General features: G+C 68.9%; 28 protein-coding genes and 1 tRNA gene. 21 read left to right on the forward strand and 8 right to left on the reverse strand.

Annotated elements, in window-relative coordinates; all coding sequences use genetic code 11:
• Window positions 1-46: 46 nt before the first annotated feature.
• Window positions 47-3,004, forward strand: a complete 2,958-nt coding sequence (locus AC30PD_RS22280) for a valine--tRNA ligase (RefSeq protein WP_489537893.1) — start codon at window positions 47-49, stop codon at window positions 3,002-3,004.
• Here the strand turns inward: AC30PD_RS22280 and AC30PD_RS22285 are convergent.
• Window positions 2,946-3,923, reverse strand: a complete 978-nt coding sequence (locus AC30PD_RS22285; protein WP_489537894.1) for an NAD(P)-dependent oxidoreductase — start codon at window positions 3,921-3,923, stop codon at window positions 2,946-2,948. The genes AC30PD_RS22280 and AC30PD_RS22285 overlap by 59 nt on opposite strands.
• Before the next feature lie 81 nt (window positions 3,924-4,004).
• Here AC30PD_RS22285 and galU point away from each other — a divergent pair, with 81 nt between their 5' ends.
• Window positions 4,005-4,871, forward strand: a complete 867-nt coding sequence (gene galU / locus AC30PD_RS22290) for a UTP--glucose-1-phosphate uridylyltransferase GalU (RefSeq protein ID WP_489537895.1) — start codon at window positions 4,005-4,007, stop codon at window positions 4,869-4,871.
• Window positions 4,872-4,895: 24 nt separating this feature from the next.
• Here the strand turns inward: galU and AC30PD_RS22295 are convergent, their stop codons facing one another.
• The 4 genes from AC30PD_RS22295 to AC30PD_RS22310 form a co-directional block, all read right to left on the reverse strand.
• Complete coding sequence (locus tag AC30PD_RS22295; protein WP_489537896.1) at window positions 4,896-5,123, reverse strand: sulfurtransferase TusA family protein; 228 nt, start codon at window positions 5,121-5,123, stop codon at window positions 4,896-4,898.
• Window positions 5,124-5,154: 31 nt separating this feature from the next.
• Window positions 5,155-5,694, reverse strand: a complete 540-nt coding sequence (locus AC30PD_RS22300; RefSeq protein WP_489537897.1) for an NUDIX domain-containing protein — start codon at window positions 5,692-5,694, stop codon at window positions 5,155-5,157.
• 8 nt (window positions 5,695-5,702) lie between these two features.
• On the reverse strand, window positions 5,703-6,620 hold the full coding sequence (cysM, locus tag AC30PD_RS22305) for a cysteine synthase CysM (protein ID WP_489537898.1): 918 nt from the start codon (window positions 6,618-6,620) through the stop codon (window positions 5,703-5,705).
• A 44-nt stretch (window positions 6,621-6,664) separates the two neighbouring features.
• Window positions 6,665-6,749, reverse strand: a tRNA-Leu gene (locus tag AC30PD_RS22310).
• 115 nt (window positions 6,750-6,864) lie between these two features.
• Here AC30PD_RS22310 and AC30PD_RS22315 point away from each other — a divergent pair.
• Window positions 6,865-7,455 (forward strand): rhomboid family intramembrane serine protease, encoded by a 591-nt coding sequence (locus AC30PD_RS22315; RefSeq protein ID WP_489537899.1) that lies wholly within the window; start codon window positions 6,865-6,867, stop codon window positions 7,453-7,455.
• A gap of 10 nt (window positions 7,456-7,465) precedes the next feature.
• Here the strand turns inward: AC30PD_RS22315 and AC30PD_RS22320 are convergent, their stop codons facing one another.
• Together AC30PD_RS22320 and AC30PD_RS22325 are read right to left on the reverse strand one after the other, a co-directional pair.
• Window positions 7,466-8,365 (reverse strand): NAD(P)-dependent oxidoreductase, encoded by a 900-nt coding sequence (locus AC30PD_RS22320; protein WP_489537900.1) that lies wholly within the window; start codon window positions 8,363-8,365, stop codon window positions 7,466-7,468.
• Between the two features lie 32 nt (window positions 8,366-8,397).
• A complete protein-coding gene (locus AC30PD_RS22325) occupies window positions 8,398-9,354 on the reverse strand; it encodes an NAD-dependent epimerase/dehydratase family protein (protein ID WP_489537901.1) in 957 nt (318 codons plus the stop codon).
• Between AC30PD_RS22325 and AC30PD_RS22330 the strand changes: the two genes are divergently transcribed.
• From AC30PD_RS22330 to fabG, 18 genes are all read left to right on the forward strand, one after another.
• On the forward strand, window positions 9,353-10,390 hold the full coding sequence (locus AC30PD_RS22330; RefSeq protein WP_489537902.1) for a CDP-6-deoxy-delta-3,4-glucoseen reductase: 1,038 nt from the start codon (window positions 9,353-9,355) through the stop codon (window positions 10,388-10,390). The genes AC30PD_RS22325 and AC30PD_RS22330 overlap by 2 nt on opposite strands.
• A complete protein-coding gene (locus AC30PD_RS22335; RefSeq protein WP_489537903.1) occupies window positions 10,387-10,956 on the forward strand; it encodes a cytochrome b in 570 nt (189 codons plus the stop codon). The genes AC30PD_RS22330 and AC30PD_RS22335 overlap by 4 nt, the downstream gene beginning before the upstream one ends.
• Window positions 10,953-11,522 (forward strand): YceI family protein, encoded by a 570-nt coding sequence (locus tag AC30PD_RS22340; protein WP_489537904.1) that lies wholly within the window; start codon window positions 10,953-10,955, stop codon window positions 11,520-11,522. The genes AC30PD_RS22335 and AC30PD_RS22340 overlap by 4 nt, the downstream gene beginning before the upstream one ends.
• Window positions 11,523-11,539: 17 nt before the next feature.
• A complete protein-coding gene (locus tag AC30PD_RS22345; protein ID WP_489537905.1) occupies window positions 11,540-12,523 on the forward strand; it encodes a Bug family tripartite tricarboxylate transporter substrate binding protein in 984 nt (327 codons plus the stop codon).
• 112 nt (window positions 12,524-12,635) lie between these two features.
• Window positions 12,636-13,109, forward strand: coding sequence for a hypothetical protein (locus AC30PD_RS22350; RefSeq protein WP_489537906.1), 474 nt, complete (start codon window positions 12,636-12,638; stop codon window positions 13,107-13,109).
• Between the two features lie 248 nt (window positions 13,110-13,357).
• The gene (locus AC30PD_RS22355; protein WP_489537907.1) at window positions 13,358-13,627 is read left to right on the forward strand and encodes a phosphopantetheine-binding protein; all 270 of its coding nucleotides are present in this window, start codon (window positions 13,358-13,360) and stop codon (window positions 13,625-13,627) included.
• A 10-nt stretch (window positions 13,628-13,637) separates the two neighbouring features.
• Window positions 13,638-14,303, forward strand: a complete 666-nt coding sequence (locus tag AC30PD_RS22360) for a COG4648 family protein (protein ID WP_489537908.1) — start codon at window positions 13,638-13,640, stop codon at window positions 14,301-14,303.
• A 76-nt stretch (window positions 14,304-14,379) separates the two neighbouring features.
• The gene (locus AC30PD_RS22365) at window positions 14,380-15,777 is read left to right on the forward strand and encodes an AMP-binding protein (protein WP_489537909.1); all 1,398 of its coding nucleotides are present in this window, start codon (window positions 14,380-14,382) and stop codon (window positions 15,775-15,777) included.
• 6 nt (window positions 15,778-15,783) lie between these two features.
• Window positions 15,784-16,092: an ApeI family dehydratase gene (locus AC30PD_RS22370; RefSeq protein WP_489537910.1), complete on the forward strand. Its 309-nt coding sequence runs from the start codon at window positions 15,784-15,786 to the stop codon at window positions 16,090-16,092.
• Window positions 16,089-17,042, forward strand: a complete 954-nt coding sequence (locus tag AC30PD_RS22375; protein WP_489537911.1) for a lysophospholipid acyltransferase family protein — start codon at window positions 16,089-16,091, stop codon at window positions 17,040-17,042. The genes AC30PD_RS22370 and AC30PD_RS22375 overlap by 4 nt, the downstream gene beginning before the upstream one ends.
• A complete protein-coding gene (locus AC30PD_RS22380) occupies window positions 17,026-17,643 on the forward strand; it encodes a LolA-related protein (protein WP_489537912.1) in 618 nt (205 codons plus the stop codon). Before AC30PD_RS22375 ends, AC30PD_RS22380 begins: the two co-directional genes overlap by 17 nt.
• Before the next feature lie 6 nt (window positions 17,644-17,649).
• Window positions 17,650-20,082, forward strand: coding sequence for an MMPL family transporter (locus AC30PD_RS22385; RefSeq protein WP_489537913.1), 2,433 nt, complete (start codon window positions 17,650-17,652; stop codon window positions 20,080-20,082).
• A 62-nt stretch (window positions 20,083-20,144) separates the two neighbouring features.
• Complete coding sequence (locus AC30PD_RS22390; RefSeq protein ID WP_489537914.1) at window positions 20,145-20,990, forward strand: polysaccharide deacetylase family protein; 846 nt, start codon at window positions 20,145-20,147, stop codon at window positions 20,988-20,990.
• Window positions 20,990-21,730, forward strand: a complete 741-nt coding sequence (locus AC30PD_RS22395) for an SAM-dependent methyltransferase (protein WP_489537915.1) — start codon at window positions 20,990-20,992, stop codon at window positions 21,728-21,730. The genes AC30PD_RS22390 and AC30PD_RS22395 overlap by 1 nt, the downstream gene beginning before the upstream one ends.
• Window positions 21,727-22,908 (forward strand): beta-ketoacyl-[acyl-carrier-protein] synthase family protein, encoded by a 1,182-nt coding sequence (locus AC30PD_RS22400; RefSeq protein ID WP_489537916.1) that lies wholly within the window; start codon window positions 21,727-21,729, stop codon window positions 22,906-22,908. Before AC30PD_RS22395 ends, AC30PD_RS22400 begins: the two co-directional genes overlap by 4 nt.
• The gene (locus AC30PD_RS22405; protein ID WP_489537917.1) at window positions 22,905-23,732 is read left to right on the forward strand and encodes a beta-ketoacyl synthase chain length factor; all 828 of its coding nucleotides are present in this window, start codon (window positions 22,905-22,907) and stop codon (window positions 23,730-23,732) included. The genes AC30PD_RS22400 and AC30PD_RS22405 overlap by 4 nt, the downstream gene beginning before the upstream one ends.
• Window positions 23,729-24,184: a hotdog family protein gene (locus tag AC30PD_RS22410; protein WP_489537918.1), complete on the forward strand. Its 456-nt coding sequence runs from the start codon at window positions 23,729-23,731 to the stop codon at window positions 24,182-24,184. Before AC30PD_RS22405 ends, AC30PD_RS22410 begins: the two co-directional genes overlap by 4 nt.
• Window positions 24,181-24,918, forward strand: coding sequence for a 3-oxoacyl-ACP reductase FabG (gene fabG / locus AC30PD_RS22415; RefSeq protein ID WP_489537919.1), 738 nt, complete (start codon window positions 24,181-24,183; stop codon window positions 24,916-24,918). The genes AC30PD_RS22410 and fabG overlap by 4 nt, the downstream gene beginning before the upstream one ends.
• 19 nt (window positions 24,919-24,937) lie before the next feature.
• Here fabG and AC30PD_RS22420 read toward each other — a convergent pair whose 3' ends face one another.
• Window positions 24,938-25,855, reverse strand: a complete 918-nt coding sequence (locus AC30PD_RS22420; RefSeq protein WP_489537920.1) for a hypothetical protein — start codon at window positions 25,853-25,855, stop codon at window positions 24,938-24,940.
• Window positions 25,856-25,884: the final 29 nt, after the last annotated feature.

The following is a 25,884-nucleotide window of genomic DNA, read 5'->3' on the forward strand; positions in this document are numbered from 1 at the left end:
ATTTTCCGGGAGGTGGTCGTGTGACGGCTGCCCCGGGCGCCCTGCCATGACCGAGCTCGCCAAATCGTTCGAACCCGCCGCCATCGAAGCCCGCTGGGCGCCGCTGTGGGAACAGAGCGGCGTCTACGCGCCCACGCTCGACGCGGGCAAGCCGTCGTTCAGCATCCAGCTGCCGCCACCGAACGTGACCGGCACACTGCACATGGGCCACGCGTTCAACCAGACCATCATGGACTCGCTGACGCGCTACCACCGCATGCGCGGCGACAACACACTCTGGGTGCCGGGCACCGACCACGCCGGCATCGCGACCCAGATCGTGGTGGAGCGCCAGCTGGAGCAGAAGAAAATCAGCCGCCACGACCTGGGCCGCAAGAACTTCGTGGCCAAGGTGTGGGAATGGAAGGAAGAGTCGGGCTCCATCATCACGAACCAGATGCGCCGCATGGGCGCCAGCGTCGACTGGTCACACGAGTACTTCACGATGGACGAGAAACTCTCGGCCATCGTCACCGACACCTTCGTGCAACTGCATGAACAAGGCCTGATCTACCGCGGCAAGCGCCTCGTGAGCTGGGACCCTGAGCTGAAGTCGGCCGTCTCCGACCTCGAAGTCGAAAGCGAAGAGGAAGACGGCTTCCTGTGGATGATCCGCTACCCGCTGGCCGACGGCTCGGGCGAGATCGTGGTCGCGACCACGCGGCCCGAGACCATGCTCGGCGACGTGGCGGTGATGGTGCACCCCGAAGACGAGCGCTACACCGCGTTGATCGGCAAGTCCGTCAAGCTGCCACTTTGCGACCGCGAGATCCCGGTGATCGCCGACGACTACGTCGACCGCGCCTTCGGCACCGGCGTCGTGAAGGTCACGCCGGCACACGACGCGAACGACTACGCGGTCGGCCTGCGCCACCAGCTGCCGATGATCGGCGTGCTGACGCTCGACGCGAAGATCATTTCGGACGACTTAAGGACATTGAACGAAGGTTGGGACAAAGATCGTGCGCCACTCGCCGGCGGAGGCAAGATCGGAGCTGTCGGCTCCGGTTCGCTGGCAACGGACATTGGCATTCCGAAGCATCTGCAAGGTCTTGATCGGTTCGTTGCGCGCAAGCAGGTCGTGGCCGACCTCGACGCGCAGGGTTTCCTCGTCGAGACGAAGAAGCACAAGCTGATGGTGCCGCGCTGCGCGCGCACCGGGCAGATCGTCGAGCCGATGCTGACCGAGCAGTGGTTCATGGCCGTCAGCAAGCCCGGGCCGGACGGCAAGAGCATCGCGCAGAAAGCGATCGACGCGGTGGCGTCGGGTGAAGTGAAGTTCGTGCCCGAGAACTGGGTCAACACCTACGACCAGTGGATGAAGAACATTCAGGACTGGTGCATCAGCCGGCAGTTGTGGTGGGGCCACCAGATCCCGGCCTGGTACGGCGCGGGCGGCGAGATCTTCGTCGGCCGCAACGAAGAAGAAGCGCGCGCCAAAGCCACGAACGCCGGCTACACCGGCACGCTCACGCGCGACGAAGACGTGCTCGACACCTGGTACTCGTCGGCGCTGGTGCCGTTCTCGACGCTCGGCTGGCCGGCTCAGACGAAAGAGCTGGAGCTGTTCCTGCCATCGAGCGTGCTCGTCACCGGCTACGAGATCATCTTCTTCTGGGTCGCGCGGATGATCATGCTGACCAAGCACTTCACTGGCCGCGTGCCTTTCCGCACCGTCTACATCCACGGCATGGTGCGCGATGGCGACGGCAAGAAGATGAGCAAGTCCGAGGGCAACGTGATCGACCCGGTCGACCTGATCCAGGGCGTGGACCTGGCGACACTGGTGCAGAAGTCGACGGTCGGCCTGCGCAAGCCCGAAACGGCGCCGAAGGTCGCCGCACGCGTGAAGAAAGAGTTCCCCGAAGGCATGCCGGCGTACGGCGCCGACGCGCTGCGGTTCACGATGGCTTCGTACGCCAGCCTGGGCCGCAACATCAACTTCGACACCAAGCGCTGCGAGGGCTACCGCAACTTCTGCAACAAGCTCTGGAACGCCACCAAGTTCGTGCTGATGAACTGCGAAGGGCAAGACTGCGGGCTGAAGGAACACACCAAGGCCGAATGCGCACCCGGCATGCCGGCGCACGGCTACCTGAAGTTCAGCCCGGCCGACATGTGGATCACGAGCGAGTTGCAGCGTGTGGAAGCGGCGGTTGAACAAGGCTTCGCCGACTACCGGCTCGACAACGTGGCCAACGCGATCTATTCCTTCGTGTGGGACGAGTACTGCGACTGGTACATCGAGATCGCCAAGACGCAGATCGCGGTGGCCAAGGAAGCGGGCAACGAACCACAGCAGCGCGCCACCCGCCGCACCCTGATCCGCGTGCTCGAAACGGTGCTGCGCCTGATGCACCCGATCATGCCCTTCATCACCGCCGAACTGTGGGAAACGGTGGCGCCCGTGGCCGGCCGCATGGCGCCCGGCGCGAGCATCGTGACAGCGGCCTACCCGAAGGCGCAGCTCGAGCGTGTCGACGCGAAAGCCGATGCCTGGGTCGCCAAGCTCAAGGGCGTGGTCGGCGCTTCGCGTGCGCTGCGCAGCGAAATGAGTCTGTCTCCTTCGGCGCGCGTGCCGCTCTACGTGACCGGCGACGCGGCGTTCATCGAACAGGCTTCACCGCTGCTGAAGGCGCTCGCCAAGGTCTCTGAAGTGACGCTCTTCGCCGACGACGCCACGTTTGCGCAGGCCACGCGCAGCGCCGCCGTGGTGGTGCAGGGCGAGTCGCGTCTGGCGCTGCATGTCGAGGTCGACGTGGCCGCGGAAACCGAGCGCCTCGGCAAAGAGATCACACGCCTGCAGGGCGAGATCACGAAAGCGCAGGCCAAGCTCGGCAACGAGAGTTTCGTGGCCCGCGCACCCGCGGCCGTGGTCGAGCAGGAAAAAGCGCGCGTGGCGGAATTCAGCGCGACTGTGGCTCGCCTGCAAGATCAAGCGGCACGCCTGGCGACGTCGGCCTGAAGCCGCGCGCAGAGGGCGGGTCGCCGGTCAGCAGTTCGTCGATCCGCTTCACCACCGCCCAGGCGCTGCGCAGGCGCGACTCGCGCGTGGTGCTCGCCAGGCGCGGCGTGACCTGCAGGTTGTTGGCGCGCGACAAGGGCCGGTCGGCTTCCATCGCGCCGGGCTCCATGCTGTCGAACCAGGCTGCGGCGATGCGGCCGCTGCTCAAGGCCAGGGCCAGCGCCGCTTCGTCGAACAACTCTGAATGTGCGATGCTGACCAGCACCTGGCCCGGCTTGCACGAGTGCAGCAGCCGCTCGCCCAGCAAGCCGCGGTAACGGCTGAAGTAGTTGAGCTGCACGCACACCGCGTCAGACTGCGCGAGCAGCTCGCGCAAACCCAGCGGCTGGATCTTCCAGCGGCCCCACACCGCGTCAGTCGCGTGCACCGACGGGTCGTAGCCGACCACGCGTGAGCCGAAGCCGGCGAGCATCTGCGCGGTGGTGCGCGCGGCCGGCGCCATGCCGATCAGGCCGACCGTGGCGGCACCGATCTCGCGCCCGACCCAGCCACTGTCAGGCCCCTCGGCCGGGATGCGGCGCAGCAGGTGCAAGACCGCACCGATCATGAATTCGGCTTCGGCGCGCGCCGTGGCGGTGAAGCTGCGCACCACCTCGATGCCCGCGCGAGCGCACAGGTCGAGGTCGATGTTCTCGGCGCCGGCGTTCACGCGCCCGACCGCGCGCAACAAGGGCGCGCTGAACAGGGCTTGCGCGTCAAGCGTGACCGAAGGCGGCACGATGGTCGCCCGCACATCGTGCAGCGCGTCTCGAAAGGCCCGTGGGTCGAGCGCGAGTTCGGGAGCGACGTGCAGTTCGTGGCGCGCATGCAGCCAATCCATCACTTCGGCTTCGAGCGTGTCGACGATCAACAGGTCCATGCGGAAAGGGGGCGTTGTCTTACGAGAGCGATTGTGGTGCCATGCCAGAATTCAAGCATGACTCGACCGGATTGTAAGTAGATGTTAGTCACTCGCGCGATTTTTCCCGTGGCCGGCCTCGGCACCCGCTTTCTGCCTGCCACCAAGGCCCAGCCGAAAGAGATGCTGCCCGTCGTCGACAAGCCGCTGATCCAGTATGCGGTCGAAGAAGCCTACGCGGCCGGGGTGCGGCAGATGATCTTTGTGACGGGCCGTCACAAGCGCCCGATCGAAGACCATTTCGACATGACCTACGAGCTCGAGATGGCGCTCGAACAGTCGGGCAAGGAAGAGCTGCTCAAGGTGGTGCGCAGCGTCAAGCCCGACGACATGGAATGCATCTACGTGCGCCAGGCACAGGCGCTGGGCCTCGGCCACGCCGTGCTGTGCGGGCAACGCCTGGTGGGCGACAACCCGTTCGCGGTGCTGCTGGCCGACGACCTGATGGTCGGCGAGAAGCCGGTGCTGCAGCAGATGGTCGAGCAGTTCAACGAATGGCGCGTCTCGATCCTGGCGGTGCAGGAAGTGCCCGCCGCACACACACGACGTTATGGCATCGTGGCCGGCACGCCGATCAACGATCAGCTGCTCGACGTGACCGGCATCGTGGAGAAACCCGCGCCTGAAGCCGCCCCTTCACGCCTGGGCGTGGCGGGCCGCTACATCCTGACCCCTGGGGTGTTCCACGAGATCGCCACGCAGCAGCGTGGCGTGGGCGGCGAGATCCAGCTCACCGACGGCATCGCCGCCTTGCTGCGCCGCGAGAAAGTGTTCGCTTACCGCTACGAGGGCCGGCGCTACGACTGTGGCAGCAAGGAAGGTTTTCTCGAAGCCAACGTGGCACTGGCGCTCGACCACCCGGAGCTCGGGCCGGGCTTTCGCGCTTACCTCAAGACGCTCGACATCTGAGCGCCGCGGCCGCGGGCTGGCAGCTCAGCGGCGCCGGATGTAGTGCACGAATTCTTCGTTCTCGCTCGTCTGCTCGACGAGTTCGTTGCCGGTCTGGCGGGCAAAGGCCTGGAAGTCGCGCGTCGAACCCGGGTCGGTCGACACCACCTTCAGCACTTCGCCGCTGTGCATGTCGGTCAGCGCCTTCTTGGCTTTCAGGATGGGCAGCGGGCAGTTGAGTCCGCGCGTGTCGAGTTCTTTCTGGGCGTGCATCGCTGATGATCCTTCGGGTGATGCGCGAATTCTAGGTGCGCGGCGGCAGCTCGGCCCACTGCGGCGTGATGCCGCGCGAGGTGAGCCAGTCGGCCACCGCGTAGCCGGTGCCGGCGCGCCAGCACTTGATGTCTTCGGGGCGGTAGAAGCGGTGTTCGGCCAGCTCGGGCGAGAGCACCACCTCACCGCGAGCGACCACGTGGTAGGCGACGATGACCTGGTTCATGCGCTGGAAGTCGTACACGCCGATCAGCTTGACCGATTCGGCCTTCAGGCTGGTTTCTTCGAGCACTTCACGCGCGATGCCGCCTTCGGGCGTTTCACCGGCTTCCATGAAGCCGGTGATCAGCGCGAACATCTTGCCGGGCCAGGCCGCATTGCGCGCCAGCAGCACCTGGCCGTCACGGTCGGCCATCTCGATCACGGCGGCGAGCACCGGCGTCGGGTTGTTCCAGTGCGTCCAGTCGCAGGCGGGGCAGCGCATGCGCGCTTTCGGGCCGCCGTCTTCGTCCTGCGAGAGCAATTGCAGCGGCGTGGCGCAGTTGGGGCAGAAGTTGAATTGATGAGCCACAGAAGACCTCAGGCAGGAAACACACCGGTGGAGAGATAACGATCGCCGCGGTCGCACACGATGAACACGATGGTGGCGTTCTCGACCGTCTTCGCGATCTGCAAGGCCACCCAGCACGCGCCCGCGGCCGAGATGCCGGCGAACAGGCCTTCTTCGCGCGCCAGGCGCCGCGCCATGTCTTCGGCCTCAAGCTGGCTCACGTAGACCATGTCGTCGATCCAGGTCGGGTCGTAGATCTTCGGCATGTAGGCCTCGGGCCATTTGCGGATGCCCGGGATGCGCGAGCCTTCGCTCGGCTGCGCGCCGATCACGCGCACGGCCTTGCTCTGCTGCTTCAGAAAGCGCGAAGTGCCGGTGATGGTGCCGGTCGTGCCCATCGCGCTCACGAAATGCGTGACCTGCCCCGCCGTGTCGCGCCAGATCTCGGGTCCGGTGGATTCAAAGTGGATGCGGGGGTTGTCGGCGTTGGCGAACTGGTCGAGCACCTTGCCCTTGCCGTCGCGCTGCATCTGTTCGGCCAGGTCTCGGGCGTATTCCATGCCACCCGAACGCGGCGTGAGGATCAGCTCGGCGCCGAAAGCCTTCATGGTCTGCGCACGTTCGATGCTCAGGTCTTCGGGCATGATCAGCAGCATGCGGTAGCCGCGGATCGCGGCGGCCATGGCGAGTGCGATGCCGGTGTTGCCCGAGGTGGCTTCGATCAGGGTGTCGCCGGGACGAATGTCGCCACGCTCTTCGGCGCGCTTGATCATGCTGATGGCGGGCCGGTCTTTCACCGAGCCGGCCGGGTTGTTGCCTTCGAGCTTGCCGAGAATGACGTTGCCGCGCGCGGCGTTCTCGGTGCCCGGCAAACGCACCAGGCGCACCAGCGGCGTGTTGCCGATGATGTCTTCGACGCTGCCGTAGTGGGGTGTTGTTGTGCTCATCGACGCTCCTCGCCGCGGATTGTCGCAGGGGCAGAGAAAGCGCGTGGTGCCTCGGGTCGGAATCGAACCGACACTCCTTGCGGAACGGGATTTTGAGTCCCGCGCGTCTACCGATTTCGCCACCGAGGCCGGTGCTGTAGAGCCGCGAATTCTGCCACACGGCACACGACCCGCGACCTTGAAATGCCCCCGCCCGACCCGACCCTTAGACTCTGCATTCCCGCCGACCACACGGAACCCGCGCATGCCGCCAATGCCACCCGTCACCCAAGCCCTGCTGCTGATCAACGTGGCGATGTTCTGCATCGACCTGTTCCTCGGCAACATACTGAGGCAGCTGTTGGCACTCTGGCCGCTGGGCGCCGGCTTCCTGCCCTGGCAGGTGGTGAGCTACTCGTTCCTGCACGGCGACGTGATGCACCTGTTCTTCAACATGCTCGGCCTGTGGATGTTCGGCGCCGAACTCGAACGGCTGTGGGGCCCGAAACGCTTTCTGCAGTTCTGGTTCGCCAGCGTGCTCACGGCCGCGGCGGCGCAGCTCGCAGTCGCGGCGATCACCGGCGGCATCTACCCGACGGTCGGTGCTTCGGGCGGCTTGTTCGGCCTGCTGCTCGGCTTCGGCATGATGTTTCCGAACCGCACGATCGTGCCGCTGTTCCCGCCGATCCCGATGAAGGCGAAGGTGTTCGTCGCGGTCTTCGGCGGGCTCGAACTGCTGTTCGGCGTCTCGGGCGCGATGCCCGGCGTGGCGCACTTCGCCCACCTGGGCGGCATGCTCGGCGGCTTTCTGATGATTCGCTACTGGCAGGGGCGCTCGCCGTTCGGCAGGCGCTGAGCCGGCTTCTTCAGTAGCCGCGCGAGCGGTCCACCGTCTGCGGTGGCAGCTCGCCACGCGCAAGGCAACGCAGCCCGGCGACGAATTGCGTGGCGATCGCCTCGGGTGACGACTGCGCCGCGATGTGCGGCGTGATCGTGATGCCGGGCACGTCCCACAAGGGGTCGTCGGCCGCCATCGGTTCGTGGCATTGCACGTCGAGTGCGGCGCCGGCGAGATGGCCGCTCTGCACCGCCGCGATCAGGTCGGCTTCGGCCACGTGCTCGCCGCGCGCGATGTTGATCAGGTAGCTGCCTTTCGGCATCGTCGCGAACGCCCGCGCGTCGAGCAGGCCGCGGGTCTCTGGCGTGAGCGGCAGCGCGCAGACCACAATGTCGCTGGCGGCCAGGCGCGCGTCGAGCGCGCCGCCGGCGCTGCGGCTCCAGCCGTACACGTCGAAGCCGACCGTCTTCAGCAGCTTGGCCACCACCGTGCCCATCGCGCCCATGCCGAGCACGGCCACGCGGCTGTGCAGCGCCGAGACCGGCTGGCGCCGCCACGCGTGCTCGCGCTGCTGCATTTCGTACATGCCCAGCTGGCGCGCATGGCGCAGCGCCATCATCGCCACGAATTGCGCGATGCCCCGCGCCTGCTCGGCGTCGACGATGCGCGAGACCATCACCCCGGGTGCGAGCTCGGGCACGAGCAGCTTGTCGACCCCGGCCGCCACGGCGCACACCCATTTCAGCTTCGGCAGCCGCGCCGCCACGCCGCGCGGAAAGCGCCAGCCGAGCACGACATCGACTTCGGCGAGTTCGTCGTCACTCATGTCGGCGCGGTAGGGCAGCAGGTCGACGGCCGGGTCGACCGCGTGGATCGCCGCGGTGAAGTAACCCGCGGGCATCGGGTCGGTGAGCAGCAGCGTTTTCATCGGTCGGTTGGGCGCAGTGTGGCTTCGGTTGTTCAGGCGATCAGGCCGTCGGCGGCGGCCGGGTAACGCAGGCGCAAGCGCAACTCGCGCTTGAGCCGCCCGTTCAGCAAGCGCCGCGACTCACCCATGAAACTCAACTGCATCGGCGACATCTGCGCCGCGGCTTCTTCGCGTGAAATGCGTGGCGGGCGCGGCAGGCCGCACAGGTCGGCCGCCAGATCGAAGTAGTCGCCCATCTTCATCTGCGTGTCGTCGCACACATGCAGCACGCGCTGCGGCAGGCCGCGGTGCAGCGCCGCGACGCAGGCTCGCGCCAAGTCATCGGCGTGGATGTGGTTGGTGTAGACGTCGTCTTCGGCGCGCAGCACGGCCGCGCCGCGGGCGAGCCGCTCGCGCGGGTGGCCGCCTGCACGATCACCGGCGTAGATGCCGGGGATGCGCAGCATGGTCACCGTGACTCCGAACGCGCGGCCGAACCACCGCAGCCGGCGCTCGGCGTCGACACGCCGGCGCGCGCGGTCGGTGGCGGGGTTCACGGCGCGCGTTTCGTCGAAGCGAGCGCCCGCGCAGTCGCCGTACACACCGGTCGTGCTGCCATAGACGATGCGCTGCACGCGGCCGTACCGGGCCAGCGCGCACAGCAGGTGGCGCGTCCGCGCGTCGGTGGCACCCGAGCTGGGTGGCGGCGCCAGGTGCAAGACCGCATCGGCCAGGCCTGCCAGGCGCGCCAGCGTGGCCGCGTCGTCGAGGTTGCCGAGCAGCGGCACCGCGCCGGTCGCACGCAACTCGTCGACGCGCGCGGCGCTCGACGTGAGCGCCAGCACGCGCCAGCGCTCGCGCAGCAGGCGCAGCACACGCAGGCCCACGTCACCGCAGCCGACGATGAGCAAGGTGGGTCGTTTGGGGCGCGGGGTGGGGTCGGTCACGGGGCCATCGATGTGCGGGCAGAATCGCCCCTCGGCTCCGAGTTTCTCCCAAAAGATCACCATGACCTTCACCGTCACCGTTCAGCCCAGCGGGCGCAGCTTCAGCGTCGAGCGCGACGAACCGGTTCTTTCTGCCGCGATCCGCCAGGGCGTGGGCCTGCCCTATGGCTGCAAGGACGGCGCCTGCGGCTCCTGCAAGAGCCGGCTGCTCGAAGGCCGCGTGATCCACGGCGTGCACCAGTCCAAGGCCCTGAGCGCCGAGGAAGAAGCGGCCGGCTGGATGCTCACGTGCCAGGGCGCACCGCAGACCGACCTGGTGATCGAAGCGCGCAGCGTGCCCGGCGCGGGCGAGTTCCCGGTGCGCAAGATGCCGAGCCGCGTGACCAGTATCGCCAGGCCCGCACCCGACGTGGCGGTGCTGCAGTTGCAACTGCCGGCCAACGACGTGCTGCAGTACCGTGCGGGCCAGTATGTCGAGTTCATCCTGCGCGACGGTTCCCGCCGCAGTTATTCGATGGCGAACGCGCCGCACACCCAAGCCGAAAAACCCGGCATCGAACTGCACCTGCGCCACCTGCCCGGCGGCAAGTTCACCGACCACGTGTTCGGCGCGATGAAAGAGAAAGACATCCTGCGCATCGAAGGCCCGTTCGGCAGCTTTTTCCTGCGCGAAGACACCGACAAGCCCATGATCCTGCTCGCTTCGGGCACGGGTTTCGCGCCCATCAAGGCGATCATCGAGCACATGCGCCACCAGAACAGCCAGCGCCACGCCGAGCTGTACTGGGGCTGCCGCAGCAAGGCCGACCTCTACCTGCACGACTGGGCGCTGGCCGCGGCCGAGCACATGCCCAACCTGAAGTACGTCCCGGTGCTGTCGGAGCCCAAGCCCGAAGACGAATGGGCCGGCCGCACCGGCTTCGTTCACCAGGCCGTGATGCACGACCACCCGAACCTGATGAACCACCAGGTCTATGCCTGCGGCGTGCCCATCATGGTCGAGTCAGCGAAGCGAGACTTCGTGATGAAGGCCGGGCTGCCGGACGACGAGTTCTATGCCGACTCGTTCACGTCTGAAGCGGATAAACACGGCGCATGAACCAGCACGCAGCAAGTGCACGCTATGGCGTCATCGCCATCGGCTTTCACTGGTTACTCGCACTGATGATTTTCGGCTCGCTCGGTGTGGGGCTCTTCATGACCGACCTGCCGTTTTCGCCGCTTCGCCTGAAGCTCTACAACTGGCACAAATGGGCCGGCATCACGATCCTGCTGCTGTCGGCGCTGCGTCTGTTGTGGCGTCTTTCGCACCAGCCCCCCGTGCTGCCGGCGCCCGTGCTCGGGGCCATGCCCGCTTGGCAGCGGCGTGCGCACAGCATGACCCACACGCTGCTGTACCTGCTCTTCTTCGCCGTGCCGCTCAGCGGCTGGGCCTACAGCTCGGCGGCGGGCTTTCAGATCGTCTGGTTCGGCGTGCTGCCCTTGCCCGACTGGGTGAGCGTGAACAAGGGTCTGGCCGATGCCGTGCTCAAGCCGCTGCACGCCGCCGCGGCGCAGTCGCTGGGCGCGCTGGTGCTGCTGCACGTCGCCGCCACCGTGAAGCACCAGTTCATCGACCGCGACGGCTTGTTCTGGCGCATGTGGCCGCGAGGAGAAACAACGTGACTCGAGTACTGCTGACGCTGGCCTGGGCCGCGCTCGCGTGCACCGCCGTTGCCCACGCCCAGACACCGGCGAAGCTGCTGCCGGCCCAGAGCGAGATCCACTTCGTGAGCAAGCAGATGGGCGTGCCCGTCGAGGGCGTGTTCAAGAAGTTCGACGCGCAGATCAGCCTCGACCCGAAGAAGCCCGAAGCCGGCAGCGTGGCCTTCACGATCGACACCGGCAGCGCCACGCTCGGCATTGCGCAGACCGACGTCGAGCTGCCCAAGCCGGAATGGTTCGACACGCGCAAGTTCCCGCAAGCCTCGTTCCAGTCGAGCACGATCAAGGGCGCCGGCAGCGGCAGGTTCGAGGTCACCGGCAAGCTCACGATCAAGGGCCAGGTGCGTGACGTGGTCGTGCCGGTGAGCCTGACGCAGAACGCCGGCACGTCGGTCGCCAGTGGCAGCTTCACGATCAAGCGCCTCGAGTTCAAGGTCGGCGAAGGCGATTGGGGCGACACCTCCATCGTCGCCAACGACGTTCAGGTTCGATTCAAACTCGCACTCACCGGGCTCGGCCCGCTTTGACCACCCGCCTCATCACCATGCAAAGACGCTCACTGCTGATCACGACGCTGGCCACCGGCCTCCTGCCCGCAGGTATCGCGCAAGCCCAGCCGAAAACGCTGCGCCTGATCGTGCCCTACCCGCCCGGCGGCCCGCTCGACATCGTGGCGCGGGCGCTTGCCGAGAAGGTGCAGCCCACGCTCGGCACCGTGATCGTCGAGAACCGGCCCGGCGCCGGCGGCAACGTGGGCGCCGACCTCGTCGCCAAGGCCGCGCCCGACGGCAACACGATCGTGATGGGCGCCGTGGCCACGCACGCCATCAACCCCTGGCTCTACGCGAAGATGCCCTACGACTCGGCGCGCGACTTCACGCCGATCACCGGCGTGGCCCAGGTGCCCAACGTGCTGGTGATGAACCCGCAGAACGCCGCCAAGCTCGGCATCGACAGCGTGGCCGACCTCGTGGCCTATGCCCGCAAGAACCCGGGCAAGCTGAACTACGGCTCGGGCGGCATCGGCAGCGCCGGCCACCTGGCGGGCGAGATGTTCAAGGCCCGCGCCGGTGTCTTCATGGTCCACATTCCTTATGCCGGTGGCAACCCGGCGCAGCTGGCGCTGCTGTCGGGTCAGGTCGACCTGAACTTCGACAACCTCGCGGCGGCCTCGGCCAACGTGAAGGCCGGCAAGCTCAAGGCGATCGCGGTCACGACCGCGGCCCGCGCCAGCACCAGCCCCGAGCTGCCGACCATCGCCGAAGCCGGCAAGGCGCTCGGCCTGGCCGGCTTCGACATCCACACCTGGTTTGGCCTGTTCGGTCCGGCCAGGCTGCCGGCCGAGGTGACGCAGCGTCTGAACAGGGCCTTCGTCGACGCGCTGAATTCGCCCGATGTACGCGCTCGCCTGGCCTCCTTGCTGGCCGAGCCCATGGCGTCGACACCGGCCCAGTTCGGCGAGTTCGTGAAGAGCGAACTCGCGAAGTACGAAACGGTGGTAAAGGCGTCTGGCGCGCGGGTCGAGTGAGCCGCCGAGGCCCGGGGAAATCCCCCCATCCCGACGGTCGGCCGGCGTTGAAGCGCTCGCGGTGCGCCTCTATGATCCGGGAGAAGACTTGCCCACCCACGGAGGTTCCAACATGATGAAACATCGTCTCGAAGTCACTGCGGCGCTGATGGCAGCCGTGGTGCTCGCCGCTTGCCAGACCACGCAGGGCGGCGCAGCGCCGGCCCCCGCGCCGGCACCCACCGCCGCGGCCCCCGTGCCGGCCAAGCCGGCCGAAGGCGACACGCGCCATGTCAAAGGCATCAACGACTGGGAAGGCGACATCACCGGCAAACCCGCCCCGGGCAGCCGCTTCACGCAGTTGCAGATCGGCATGCCGATGCGCCAGGTCACTGACCTGGTCGGCGCGCCCACCGACCAGGGTGCCTACGTCACCGGCAAGGCTTTCATCCCGTTCTACTACGGCGGTGACCGCTACCGCCACGAGCTGGTCTACAAGGGCCAGGGCCGCCTGATCTTCGCCGGCGGCAACGGCTGGCGTGGGGGCGGCGGCTCGGGCAATCTGATCTGGATCATCCACAACGCCTCGGAGGGTGGTTACCGCTGATCGGCGCGGCACGCCGATTGCGCCCAAGGGCCGACCGCCAGGTCGGCTCTGTCGTTTCAGGCCTGCCGAACCCGGTTTCGGGTCGGGCGCCAGGGCGTTGTGGCGGCGCGCCACCATGGCGTTTCGCGAAGCACGCTTTGGTAAACTCGGCCGCTGCTGTTTTTGACCAGCCCACTGACCCCAGCTTCCCGGCGTCGCCCGAAGTTTCGACGCCACGACGACAGACGCCACACGGACTCCACGCACGCATGACTTCTGTCCAAACCGATTCGCAGCGCGAAGTCGCCGCCCTCCTCGTCGAGGCCCTGAACCTCGACATCCCCGCCGACAGCATCGACCCGCAAGCGCCGCTTTACGGCGAAGGCCTGGGCCTCGATTCGATCGACATCCTCGAGGTGGCCCTCGTCGTGTCGCAGCGCTACGGCTTCCAGTTGCGCTCCGACGATGAAGACAACATCCGCATCTTCACGTCGCTGGCCAGCCTGACCGAGCACATCACCGCCCACCGCGTCGGCTGAGTTGCGTCGCATGCGCATGCGCTACGTCGTCATCGCGCTCCTTGCCGCCGCCTACATCTTCGGCTCGCAGTGGCTGATGACCACAGCGCCCGAGTCGGCCTGGGTCGCGGTGGTGCTGCTTTCGCCGATGCTGCTCGTGGTGGTGCTCGCGGCCTGGGGTGCCAAACACCGCTGGCTCGCCGTGGGCGCCACGGCGCTGCTGATCGGCTTGTGCGGTGCCGCGTTGTTCGGCGCCCATGTCTCGGCCCCACTGCTCTACCTGGCCCAGCACCTGGGGGTGAACCTGTTTCTGGGCGCGTGGTTCGCCAGCACGCTGCGCCCGGGCAAGCAGGCCCTGATCTCGCAGCTGGCCGCGCGGGTGCGGCACCTCACACCCGGCAAGGCGCTCTACACGCGCAAGCTCACGTTCGCATGGGTGATCTTCTTCGTCGCGCTCGTCTCGATCTCGGTCGGCCTGTACCTGTTCGCGCCGTTCGACACCTGGGCACTGTTCGCGAACGTCGGCACGCCGGTGGCGGTGGGCGCGATGTTCGTCGGCGAATACCTGCTGCGTTACCGCCTGCACCCCGAGTTCGAGCGCACCACGCTCGGCGACGCGATCCGCGCCTACCGGCAAGGCACGGGTGACGATACCGTCGTCGTCGCCCCACCGGCACGCACCGACCCCGTGAAATGAACAGCCCCCACGTCGCTTCGCTCCTGCCCCCCGAGGGGGTACCCCGCCCCTTGGGGCGGCCCGGCGGGAGCCGGGTGTGAACGCCCTGCCCTTGATCCGGGGTGACGACCTCGCGCTGCCGATCGCGTGGCGCGACGGCGAGCCGATCACCCGCCGCCGCTACCTGGCCGACGTGAAAGCGCTCTGCAGCCTGCTGCCCGGCGCCGGGCCAATGCTCAACGTGACCGCCGACCGTTACCACTTCGCCGTGGGCCTGGGCGCCGCCATGCTGCGCGGGCAAGACAACCTGATGCCGCCGAACCACACGCCCGACATGGTGGCGCGGCTGCACGGCCTGTTCCCCCAAACCTATGGCCTGACCGACGAAGCTGCGCCGGCCGTGAAGCTGCCGATGATCTGGCACCCGCACGCACCGGTCGCCGAACCGGCCGGCGGCGCCGTGCCCGAGCTCGACACCGAGTTGCTCGTCGCCCAGGTGCTGACTTCGGGTTCCACCGGTGCGCCGGTGCCGCACCCGAAGCGCTGGGGCCTGCTCGTCAACAACACCCGCGCCGGCGTGCAGCGCCTGGCCGAGCAGATGGGCCGCGCCGACCTGGCCGGCGTGACGCTCGTGGCCACGGTGCCGCCGCAGCACATGTACGGTTTCGAGTCGACGGTGCTGGTGGCCTTGCTCGGCGGCGCCGCGTTCGATGTCGAGCGCCCGTTCTACCCGGCCGACATCGCCCGCGCGCTGGCCCGTGCGCCGCGCCCGCGCATGCTCGTGACGACGCCTTTCCACCTGAAGACGCTGCTCGACTCGGGTATCGAATTGCCGCCGATCGATCTCACAGTCTGCGCCACCGCGCCGCTCTCGCCGCAGCTCGCGGCGCGTGCCGAAGCCGCGCTGGCCGCGCCGCTGATGGAAATCTACGGCTGCACCGAAGCCGGCCAGGTCGCTTCGCGCCGCACCACCGACGGCCCCGAGTGGCACACCTACGAAGGCCTCAGCCTCACCGGCGACGGTGCCGAATCGGTCGTGCAGGGCGGCCATGTGCCCCAGCCCACGCTGCTGGCCGACGTGCTCGAAGTGATCGACGCGCAGACCTTCCGCCTGCTCGGCCGCTCCAACGACCTGATCAACATCGCCGGCAAGCGCAGTTCGCTGTCGCACCTGAACTACCACCTGAATTCGATCGCCGGCATCCACGACGGCAGCTTCTGGCTGCCGCCCGACGAGCCGGCGCACGGCATCGTGCGGCTCACGGCCTTCGTGGTCGCACCCGGCATCGACGCCGGCGCGCTGCACGAGCACATCGTGGCTGCGCTGCGCCAGCGTGTCGACGCGGCTTTTCTGCCGCGCCGCGTGATCAACGTGCCGGCCCTGCCGCGCGAGCCCACCGGCAAGCTGCCCACCGGGCTGTTCAACAGCTGGGCTGCCGCGGCGCTGGAGCAGGCTTTGCCACGCACGTCTTCGCCGACCAAGCCGCGCGGCTGACCGCCCATGCACAGCCTCGTCCTGCGGGTCGCGCACGACCACCCCACATTCGCCGGCCACTTCCCCGGCCAGCCCTTGCTGCCGGGCGTGGTGTTGTTGTCCGAAGTGCTCGAAGCGGCGTTGGCCGAGCCTGCGCTGGCCGCGCTGGTCGGCACGGCGCCGCGGGTCGGGGCGGCCAAGTTCCTGGCGCCCGTGCGGCCCGGCGCCGAGCTGCGGCTGCAGCTGACAGCGGCTGAGCGCACGCTGCGTTTCGAGGTCTGGGGCGACGAGCGCCTGGTCGCGTCGGGCCACTTCGAAGCGGGCGCAGCGCGGTGAGCACACCGGCACCGCGCGCGGGCACGGCCCACTGGTCGGAGCACGAAGAGCGCAGCAACCTCTGGGTGCTGGCCACGATGCGCTGGATCGCGATCAAGACCGGCCGGCGCGTGGCGCGGCTCGTGTTGCACCCGATCACGATTTATTTCCTGCTGGTGCACGGCGCGGCACGCCGCGCGTCGGCGCAATACCTGGCGCGTGCGTTGGGGCACAAGGTGGGCTGGACCCACGTGTACCGGCACATCCACTGTTTTGCATCGACCATCCTCGACCGTGTCTACTTTCTGCAGGAACGATTCGAAGCCTTTGACGTGCACGCGGTCGGCACCGAAGCGATCGACATCCCGATCGCCAGCGGCAAGGGCGCCTTGATGGTCGGCGCGCATCTCGGCAGCTTCGAGGCCCTGCGCGCCGTGGGCGAAGAACACGGCATCCACGTGGCCATGCTGATGTACGAAGACAACGCCCGCCTGATCAACGCCACGCTGCAGGCCATCGCCCCCGAAGCCAAGCTGCGCACGATCGCCCTCGGGCACCCCGGCGCGATGCTCGAAGTGCGCGACTGGCTCGACCAGGGCGGCATCGCCGGCCTGCTGGGCGACCGGCTGCTGCGGGGCGCGGCCTCGACCGAGCGTTCGCGCACCGTCGTGTTGCCCTTCCTCGGCGCGCCGGCGCGCTTCTCCGACGGGCCATTTCGCCTCGCCGCCATGCTGCGCCGGCAGGCGATCTTCATGACCGGCCTGTACCAGGGTGGCCGCCGCTACGACCTGCGTTTCACCGAGCTGGCCGACTTTCGCGAGCGCCCCGCCGGCGGTGCCGCCGAACAGGAAGAGCGTATCCAGCACGCGATGCGCACCTACGTGGCGCTGCTCGAATCCTTGTGCCGCGAATCACCATACAACTGGTTCAACTTCTTCGACTTCTGGGCCGCCGATGCCACTTCGCACTGACCGCCGCCACGCGCTGATCGCCCTCGCCGCGCTGGCCTGCGCGCCGCACGCCCACGCCCAGGCCGGCTTCACGCTGGTGCAGCTGATGCAGGCGCTCGCGCAGGTCAAGTCGGGCGAAGGCACCTTCGTCGAGCAGCGCACGGTGCAAATGCTCGAACGCACGCTGGTCTCGTCGGGCCGCATCGCCTTCGAGGCGCCCGACACCTTCGTGCGCGAAACCCTCAAGCCGCGGCGCGAAAGCGTCAAGGTCGTGGGCAACAACGTGACCATGAGCCAGGGCAGCCGCAGCCGCACGGTCTCGCTCGACGCCTCGCCCGAGGCTTCGCTGATCTTCGAGGCGATCCGCGGCACGCTCACCGGCAACCGCGAAGCGCTCGAAAAACACTTCAAACCGAACGTCACCGGCAACGCCGAGCGCTGGTCGCTCGAACTCGTGCCACGCGAAGTGCTGCTGCGCGAACTGGTCGTCTCGATCCGCATGAGCGGCGTGCGCGCGCTGGTGCGCGAGGTGCTGGTCGTGATGGCCGACGGCGACCGTTCGGTGATGACGATCGAGCCGGTGGTCACGAGCCTGGCCGCACCGGCCAGCGCCGCGCGCTGAGCGTCCATGGGCGCAGGTCTGAGCCGCTTCGCTGCTTTTGCGCGCCGCCGCGCGCTCGTGCTGTGGCTGGTGGGCGTGATCGCCGCCACCGTGGTCACGGTGCGCACGCACTACGTGGCCGACCTGTCGGCCTTCCTGCCCTCGGCGCCCACCGCCGAACAGGCCGTGCTGCTCGACCAGCTGCGCAGTGGCATCGCCGCGCGGCTGGTGCTGGTCGGCATCGAAGGCGGCAGCCTGCCCGAGCGCACGGCCGCCTCGCTGAAGCTGGCCGCCGCGCTGCGCCAGAGCGGCGCGTTCGACGCCGTGCACAACGGCGACAACTCGCAGTTCGAAGCCACCGGCAAGTTCCTTTTCGAGCACCGCTACCTGCTGAGCCCGGCGGTCGACGCACCACGTTTCAGCGTCGAGGGCATTCGCAATGCCATCGACGAGACCACGAGCCTGCTCGGCACGCCGGCCGGCAACATGATCAAGCCGCTGATCCTGCGCGACCCGACCGGCGAGACCGTGCGCATGGCCGAGACCATGCTGCCCTCGCAGTCGCCACGCAGCGAAGGCGGCGTGTGGGTCTCGCGTGATGCCGGGCGTGCCGTGCTGCTGGCGACCACGCACGCCGATGGTGCCGACCTCGACGCGCAGGAACGCACGCTGCAACTCGTGCGCACGAGCTTCGCGCCCTTCGAGGGCAAAGGCGAAGGCCAGGGCCTGCGCCTGATCGTCACCGGCGCCGGCACCTTCGCGGTGAGCTCGCGCACCCAGATCAAGAGCGAGGTCGAGCGCCTGGCCATCGCCGGCGGCGTGGCGATCATCGGCCTGCTGTTGCTGGCCTTCGGCGGATCGCTGCGCACCCTGATCACGGCCACACTGCCGGTGGCCAGCGGCGTGCTCGCCGGCATCGCGGTCGTCAGCCTCGTCTTCGGCAACGTGCACGGCATCACGCTGGGCTTCGGCACCACGCTGATCGGCGAGGCGGTCGACTACGCGATCTACTACCTGATCCAGGCGCGCACCGTCGCCGGCGGCACTGCCGGTTCTGGCTCGCAGCGCTGGTTGCACGACAACTGGCCCACCGTGCGTCTCGGCCTGCTGACCTCGCTGTGCGGCTTTGCGGCGCTCGTGTTCTCGGGCTTCCCCGGGCTGGCGCAACTCGGCGTGTTCTCGATCGCCGGGCTGACCGCTGCGGCGCTGACGACCCGCTGCGTCTTCCCGGTGCTGGCACCCGACGGCGCGCCCGGCATGGGCGTGCGCCGCCAGCTCGGCCGGTTCACCGGCGCCTGCGCCGCGGTACTGCCCCGCGTGCGCTGGCCGCTCGCCGCCGTCACGCTCGCCGCGGCAGCGGCGCTGGTGCTGATGCCCTCGGCATGGCGCGGCGACCTGAGTTCGCTGAACCCGGTCGGCGCCGCCGCGATGAAGGTCGACGCCGACCTGCGTGCCGACCTCGGCGCGAGCGATGCGAGCACGCTGGTCGCGGTCTCGGCCAGCGACGAGGCCGGTGCGCTCGCGGGTGCCGAAGCCGCGGGCGCGCGGCTCGACAAGCTGGTTGCCGATGGCGCGTTGCAAGGCTACGAGTCGCCAGCGCGTCTGCTGCCCAGCCCCGCCATGCAGGCCGCCCGCCGCGCCGCCCTGCCCGAGCCGAAAGTACTGGCCGAGCGCCTGCTTGAGGCCACCGTCGACGGCCCGCTGTCGGCGCCACGCCTCGGCGCCTTCCTGGCCGACGTGGAAACCGCGCGTGGCCAGCCGCTGCTCGACCGCGCAGCGCTGCGCAACACGCCGCTCGCGAGCGCGCTCGACGCGATGCTGGTGCCGGGCGAAAGCGGCCGCCCCTGGCGCGCCTTGCTGAGCCTGCAGCCCGGCGCCAAAGAGATCGACGTGGCGCAGCTGCGTGCGGCGCTCGCCGACGTGCCGGGCGCGCAGGTCGTCAACATCAAGGGCGAACTCAACTCGCTCTACACCCGCTACCTGCACGAAGCGATCGTGCAGGCACTGCTCGGCGCGCTGGCCGTGTGCGCCCTGCTGGCCCTGCACCAGCGCTCGCTCAAGCGCTTGCTGCGGGTCGCGCTGCCGGTGGCGGCTGCGCTGCTGATCGTTCTCGCCGCGCTGTCGTTCGCGGGCGTGGCGCTCGGCATCCTGCACCTGGTGGGGCTGCTGCTGATGGTGGCGATCGGTTCGAACTACGCGCTGTTCTTCGACCAGATCCGTGTCGATTTCGAGCAGACCGGCCGCAGCGCCGACAACGACACGCTGGCCTCGCTGGCGCTGGCCAACCTGACCGCCGTGATCTCGTTCTGCCTGCTCGCGCTCTCGAACATTCCGGCACTGCGCGCCATCGGGCAGGTGGTGGCGCCGGGCATCCTGCTGAGCCTGCTGCTGGCGGCCGCGTTCATCCCTACGCGGGAGCGCGGCGGCTATGGGAAAATCCCGCCACCGTTGCAGGCCTGAGCGGATCCGCGTCCGGCATCCCCCGGGCGCCAGCCTGCAACGTGGCCCATCCCTGTCATCGCATGCACGTTCATCCTGCCCCTGCCCGCCCGGCACCCGCGCCCTGGCGACCACCGCTCCTCATCAAGGCCAGCGTCGCCTGCCACCTGGGGGCCGGCCTGGCGGTCGCTGCCGCTCCGGGATCGTGGCCCTGGGCGCTCGGCGCCGTCGCGCTCGACCACGCCGTGCTCACCGGCACCGGCCTGTGGCCACGCTCGACCTGGCTCGGCAGCAACATGCGGCGCCTGCCGGCCACCGCCGCGGCGCGCCGTGAAGTGGCGCTGACGATCGACGACGGCCCCGACGCGCAAGTCACGCCCGCCGTGCTCGACCTGCTCGACGCCCACGACGCACGCGCCACCTTCTTCTGCATCGCCCAGCACGCGCAGGCGCACCCGCAGCTGTGCCGCGAGATCGTGCGCCGCGGCCACAGCGTGCAGAACCACAGCCACCAGCACCGCCACAATTTTTCGCTGCTCGGCTTGCGTGGCATGCAGCGCGAGATCGAAGCAGCGCAAGACGCGCTCAGCCAGATCACCGGCGAAGCACCGCGTTATTTCCGCGCGCCGGCCGGCCTGCGCAACCCCTTTCTCGCGCCGGTGTTGCATCGGCTCGGCCTGCAGCTCGTGAGCTGGACGCGGCGCGGCTTCGACACCGTTCGCAGCGAACCCGAGCGCGTGCTGTCGCGCCTGACGCATTCACTCGCGGCCGGCGACATCCTGCTGCTGCACGATCACAACGGTGCGCGCACCACCACGGGCCGCCCGGTCGTGCTCGAGGTGTTGCCGGCCTTGCTGCGCGCGTTCGCGCAGAACGGGCTGCGCAGCGTGACGCTGCCCGAAGCCACCCGCAAGGAGCTGGCCGCGTGATGGCCGCCGCCTCCACCCGCAGCGACTGGAAATCGCTGGTCGACGCCGCGAGCGTGCCCTACCGCGCCCACGGGCAGTTCGCCTGGCATTTCGCACGCGGCAAGCTCGGCATGGACCCGGTGTTCCTGCACATGATGCGGCACGGCCTGATCGCGCCCAAGGCGCGTGTGCTCGACATCGGCTGCGGCCAGGGCCTGCTCGCCAGCCTGCTGCGCGAAGCCCATGCCCGCGCCAAACGGGGCCAGTGGCCAAACGGGTGGGCCAGCGCGCCAGTCGATGCGCGGGTGCACGGCATCGAGCTGATGCAGCGCGACGTGGCGCGCGCCCAGGCCGCACTCGGCGACAGCGCCGAGTTCGTCTGCGGCGACATGCGCCATGCGCCGTTCCCCGATGTCGACGCCGTCGTGATCCTCGACGTGTTGCACTACGTGAGCATCGCCGAGCAGAACGAGGTGCTGCAACGCGTGCGGCGTGCGCTGCCGACCGGTGGCTTGCTGCTGCTGCGCGTCGGCGACGCGGCGGCGCGGCGCGGCTTCGCCATCAGCCAGTGGGTCGACCGCGTCGTCACGCGGGTGCGCGGTCACCGCGTGACGCCGGTCTACGGCCGAACATTGCCACTCTGGATCGCGCAGCTCGAGTCGCTCGGCTTCGAGGTGCAAAGCCTGCCGATGAGCCAGGGCACACCGTTCGCCAACGTGCTGCTGACGGCGCGTGTCGCGCGCGAAGGAGCGGCGGCATGAAGCCACTGGGCATCACCGCCAGCACGCTGACCACCGGCCTGGGCGCCGGCCGCGACGTCACGCTTGCAGGCCTGCGAGCAGGCCGCACCGGCCTGGCACCGGCGCGCTTCATGAACGTGGCGCTGCCCACGTGGACGGGTGAAGTGCCCGAGGTCGATGCCGTCACGCTGCCGTCGGCGCTGCGCGACTTCGACTGCCGCAACAACCGGCTGGCCTGGATCGGCCTGCAACAAGACGGCTTCGTCGAGGCGGTGCAAGCTGCGCGAGAGCGCTGGGGCGCGCACCGGGTCGGTGTGTTCCTCGGCACCAGCACCTCGGGCCTGCTGCAGACCGAGCTCGCCTACCACCACCGCGCACCCGACGGCTCGCTGCCGCCCGACTACCTGTACGCCACGACACAGAACGCCCACTCGCTCGCCGCCTTCACGGCGCAGGCGCTCGGCCTCGAAGGGCCGAGCTCGGTCGTGTCGACCGCCTGTTCGTCGAGCGCCAAGGTGTTCGGCAACGCGGCACGCATGATCCGCGCGGGCCTGATCGACGCCGCCGTCGTCGGCGGTGTCGACAGCATGTGCCTGACCACGCTGCACGGCTTCAACTCGCTGGAGCTGTTGTCGCCGCAGATCTGCCGACCCTGGGACGCTGCGCGCAACGGCTTGTCGCTCGGCGAAGCCGCGGCCTTCGCGCTGGTGGAACGCGACAGCGACGCACCACAAGGCTGGCTGCTCGGCGTCGGCGAAAGCAACGACGGCCACCACATGAGCACACCGCACCCCGAAGGCGCGGGCGCGATCGCAGCGATGCAGATGGCGCTCGCCGACGCGTCGCTCACGCCGGCCGACATCGACTACATCAACCTGCACGGCACCGCCACGCCGAGCAACGACTCGGCCGAAGACCGCGCCGTGGGCCAGGTGTTCGGCACCGGCACGCCCTGCAGCTCGACCAAGGGCGCGACCGGCCACACACTGGGCGCGGCCGGTGGCGTCGAAGCGGTCATCTGCCTGCTCGCGCTGCAACACGGTTTCATGCCCGGCGGCCTGAACGTGCAGACGCTCGACCCGGCCTTGCACGCGAACTACCTGCAGCACAACCGCAGCGCAGCCTTGCGCCATGTGCTGTCGAATTCCTTCGGTTTTGGCGGCTCGAACGCGAGCCTGGTTTTCGGAGCGGCACGATGAGCGGCCTCACGGTGTGGGTGGACGGTGTGGGTGTGCTCGGCCCGGGGCTGGCCTCGTGGCCCGCTTCGCTCGCCACCTTGCGTGGCGAACAGCCGCACGTCTTCGTGCCTTCGGTGCTGCCGCCACCGGCGCGCCTGCCGCCGGCCGAACGGCGCCGCGCCGGTGCGGCCGTGAAGCTCGCGATGGCGGTGGCCGACGAAGCGGTGGCCCACGCCGGCGCCGACCCGCACACGCTGGCCACGGTGTTCAGCGCGTCGAGTGGCGAAGGTGGCAACTGCCACATCCTGTGCGAGACGCTGGCGACCGACACGCCGATGGTGTCGCCCACACGCTTCACGAACTCGGTGCACAACGCGGCGGCCGGCTACTGGCACATCGCGGTGGCGAGCCGCGCGGCGTCGACGAGCCTCGGCGCTTTCGACGCCAGCTTCGGCGCCGGCCTGATCGAAGCGGCGACGAGCGTGGCGCTGAGCGGCGCGCCGATCCTGCTCGTCGCGAGCGACACGCCCTACCCCGAGCCGCTGCATGCGGCGCGCCCGCTGCCCGACAACTTCGGCGTGGCGCTGGTGCTGAGTGCTGCGCGCTCGGCGCGTTCGCTCGCTTCGCTGTCGATCGAGCTCGCGCCCGGCGCGAGCGCACCGACCGCCTGCAACGACGCGTCGCTCGAAGCGCTGCGCCTCGCCATTCCCGCGGCCTGCAGCCTGCCGCTGCTGCAGGCGCTGGCCCGTGGCGAGGAGCGCCTGCAGACACTCGCGCTCACCTACCTGCCCACTCTGACCTTGAAGGTCCAGGTGCAGCGTGTCGACCTGCACGCCCTGGCATGACCACGCCGGCGCAGACGCTCACGCAGGCGCAGATCGCCGAGCTGATCCCGCACAGCGGCACGATGTGCCTGCTGCAAACGCTCGACGCCTGGGACCAGCAGCAGATCGTTTGCCACGCCGACAGCCACCGTGACCCGCACAACCCGCTGCGCACACGCAGTGGCTTGCTGGCACCGAACGCGATCGAATACGCGGCGCAGGCGATGGCCTTGCACGGCGCGCTGATCGGCATCGAAAGCGGCGTGCCGGCGACGCCGGGTTACCTGGCCAGCACCCGCGGTGTTCAGCTGCACCGGCTGCGTCTCGATGACTTGCCCGGCGAGCTGCACATCACCGCCACACGCCAGGCTGGCGACGCGCGCCAGATCCTCTACGCGTTCACGGTCAGCCACGCCGGCGAACCGGTGGCCGAAGGCCGCGCCGCGGTCGTGCTCAACACCCCACTCGCATGAACCCCACCACAACGACCAAGCGTGCCCTCGTCACCGGCGCGAGCGGCGGCCTCGGCAGCACCATCGCGACGCGCCTGGCGCGCGACGGCGCGCACGTGATCGTGCACGCGAACAAGCGCCTCGACGCGGCCGAAGCGCTGGCCGAAAAGATCAAGTCCGAGGGTTTCAGCGCCGAGGCCTGCGCGTTCGACCTGACCGACCGCGCCGCCACGCTCGCCGCCTGCGAACAACTGCTGCTCGGCGGCCCGGTGCAGATCCTCGTCAACAACGCCGGCACCCACGACGACGCGGTGTTCCCGGCGATGCGCGAAGAGCAGTGGCAACACGTGATCGACGTGTCGCTGAACGGCTTCTTCAACGTCACGCAGCCGCTGATGCTGCCGATGATCCGCACCCGCTGGGGGCGTGTGATCAACATCTCGTCGGTGGCCTCGCTCACGGGCAACCGCGGCCAGGTGAACTACGCCGCCGCCAAGGGTGCGCTGAACAGCGCGACCAAGGCGCTCGCGCTCGAAGTGGCGAGCCGCGGCATCACGGTCAACGCGGTCGCGCCCGGCATCATCGATTCCGGCATGGCCGAAGCGGTGTTCGACAAGGCGCTGATCGAACGCCTGGTACCGATGAAGCGCGCGGGCACCGCCGACGAAGTGGCGGCGCTGGTGGCGTTTCTGGCCGGGACCGAAGCCGCTTACATCAGCGGCCAGATCATCTCGGTCAACGGCGCGATGGTTTGAGCGGGCGGCCGCCCGGTCGTCAGCTTTTGAGCCGCGCCGCCGGCGCCGCGGCCGCGCCACCGAACACCGGGCCGTCGAGATCGTTCACCTGCAAGCCGCGGTTCACGTCGAGCCCGGTCAGGCGCCAGTCGTGCGCCGGCAGCCTGATCGGCCGCACAACACGCTCATAGAAGCGCGTCGGCCAGCGCACGCCATGCAGCGTGACGTGGTCGAAGGTTTCGGTCTCGGCAATGGCGCCCTGCGTGCCCGCAAAGCCATCGAGCGTGAAGCGGATGCGGCGCATCAGCCGCTCTTTGCGGTCGATGAACAGCGCCAGCTGATCTTGCGACGACAAGCCGTTGCCCGGCGCCATGCGCAGCCGCAGCACGTCACACTCCTGGTCTTCGACCCACTCGACACCGCCGATCTCCATGCCCGACAACCTGTCGGCGAACGACTTGTCGGCCAGCAGCAGCGGGCCGAGCAGGAACAGGCTGTAGTTGTCGACGACGATCGCCGCCGCCGAGCGGCGCTCGACATCACGCGCTTCTTCGCCGTTGAACCAGACCTTGATCTCGCCCTGCCCGCCGGGCGCCGTGCGCCGCAGCACCTGCTTGCGCCCACCGGGGCCGGTGTGGGCCTGCGCCACGATGCCTTCGCGCAGCAGCAGGCGCTCTTCGGAGCTGGCGCGAAAACTCGCGTCGACGATGGCGGGCTGGATTCTCCCGATCAGCGCACGCCACTCGCCGGAATAGCTGACGCTCACATCGCGCAGGGCCTGGAAGGCCTCGAGCCCGTGGGCGCGCGCGCTTTCCATCAGCAGCGCTCGCGCGGCCGGTGTGGTGCTGGCGTTCAGCGACACGGGCAAGGGCGCGGCGCACGCGCTCAGCAAGGGCACAGCGGGCAGCGCGATCGAGGCTTGCACGAGGCGGCGGCGCAGCAGGTCGGGGCGGTTCATCGGCGGGCTCGCGAAGTGGCACAACACTT

The organism is Rhizobacter sp. (assembly GCF_032229685.1).
Taxonomy (GTDB): Bacteria; Pseudomonadota; Gammaproteobacteria; order Burkholderiales; family Burkholderiaceae_C; genus LMDS01.

Coding starts and splice junctions, on each gene's coding strand:
- AC30PD_RS22380 (WP_489537912.1), top strand. CDS start 17,026: ATGCCACTTCGCACTGACCGCCGCCACGCGCTGATCGCCCTCGCCGCG.
- AC30PD_RS22355 (WP_489537907.1), top strand. CDS start 13,358: ATGACTTCTGTCCAAACCGATTCGCAGCGCGAAGTCGCCGCCCTCCTC.
- AC30PD_RS22320 (WP_489537900.1), bottom strand. CDS start 8,365: ATGAAAACGCTGCTGCTCACCGACCCGATGCCCGCGGGTTACTTCACC.
- AC30PD_RS22280 (WP_489537893.1), top strand. CDS start 47: ATGACCGAGCTCGCCAAATCGTTCGAACCCGCCGCCATCGAAGCCCGC.
- AC30PD_RS22330 (WP_489537902.1), top strand. CDS start 9,353: ATGACCTTCACCGTCACCGTTCAGCCCAGCGGGCGCAGCTTCAGCGTC.
- galU (WP_489537895.1), top strand. CDS start 4,005: ATGTTAGTCACTCGCGCGATTTTTCCCGTGGCCGGCCTCGGCACCCGC.
- cysM (WP_489537898.1), bottom strand. CDS start 6,620: ATGAGCACAACAACACCCCACTACGGCAGCGTCGAAGACATCATCGGC.
- AC30PD_RS22420 (WP_489537920.1), bottom strand. CDS start 25,855: ATGAACCGCCCCGACCTGCTGCGCCGCCGCCTCGTGCAAGCCTCGATC.
- AC30PD_RS22295 (WP_489537896.1), bottom strand. CDS start 5,123: ATGCACGCCCAGAAAGAACTCGACACGCGCGGACTCAACTGCCCGCTG.
- AC30PD_RS22370 (WP_489537910.1), top strand. CDS start 15,784: ATGCACAGCCTCGTCCTGCGGGTCGCGCACGACCACCCCACATTCGCC.
- AC30PD_RS22325 (WP_489537901.1), bottom strand. CDS start 9,354: ATGGTGATCTTTTGGGAGAAACTCGGAGCCGAGGGGCGATTCTGCCCG.
- AC30PD_RS22410 (WP_489537918.1), top strand. CDS start 23,729: ATGACCACGCCGGCGCAGACGCTCACGCAGGCGCAGATCGCCGAGCTG.
- AC30PD_RS22405 (WP_489537917.1), top strand. CDS start 22,905: ATGAGCGGCCTCACGGTGTGGGTGGACGGTGTGGGTGTGCTCGGCCCG.
- AC30PD_RS22395 (WP_489537915.1), top strand. CDS start 20,990: ATGGCCGCCGCCTCCACCCGCAGCGACTGGAAATCGCTGGTCGACGCC.
- AC30PD_RS22390 (WP_489537914.1), top strand. CDS start 20,145: ATGCACGTTCATCCTGCCCCTGCCCGCCCGGCACCCGCGCCCTGGCGA.
- AC30PD_RS22335 (WP_489537903.1), top strand. CDS start 10,387: ATGAACCAGCACGCAGCAAGTGCACGCTATGGCGTCATCGCCATCGGC.
- AC30PD_RS22360 (WP_489537908.1), top strand. CDS start 13,638: ATGCGCATGCGCTACGTCGTCATCGCGCTCCTTGCCGCCGCCTACATC.
- AC30PD_RS22345 (WP_489537905.1), top strand. CDS start 11,540: ATGCAAAGACGCTCACTGCTGATCACGACGCTGGCCACCGGCCTCCTG.
- AC30PD_RS22350 (WP_489537906.1), top strand. CDS start 12,636: ATGATGAAACATCGTCTCGAAGTCACTGCGGCGCTGATGGCAGCCGTG.
- fabG (WP_489537919.1), top strand. CDS start 24,181: ATGAACCCCACCACAACGACCAAGCGTGCCCTCGTCACCGGCGCGAGC.
- AC30PD_RS22400 (WP_489537916.1), top strand. CDS start 21,727: ATGAAGCCACTGGGCATCACCGCCAGCACGCTGACCACCGGCCTGGGC.
- AC30PD_RS22315 (WP_489537899.1), top strand. CDS start 6,865: ATGCCGCCAATGCCACCCGTCACCCAAGCCCTGCTGCTGATCAACGTG.
- AC30PD_RS22385 (WP_489537913.1), top strand. CDS start 17,650: ATGGGCGCAGGTCTGAGCCGCTTCGCTGCTTTTGCGCGCCGCCGCGCG.
- AC30PD_RS22285 (WP_489537894.1), bottom strand. CDS start 3,923: ATGGACCTGTTGATCGTCGACACGCTCGAAGCCGAAGTGATGGATTGG.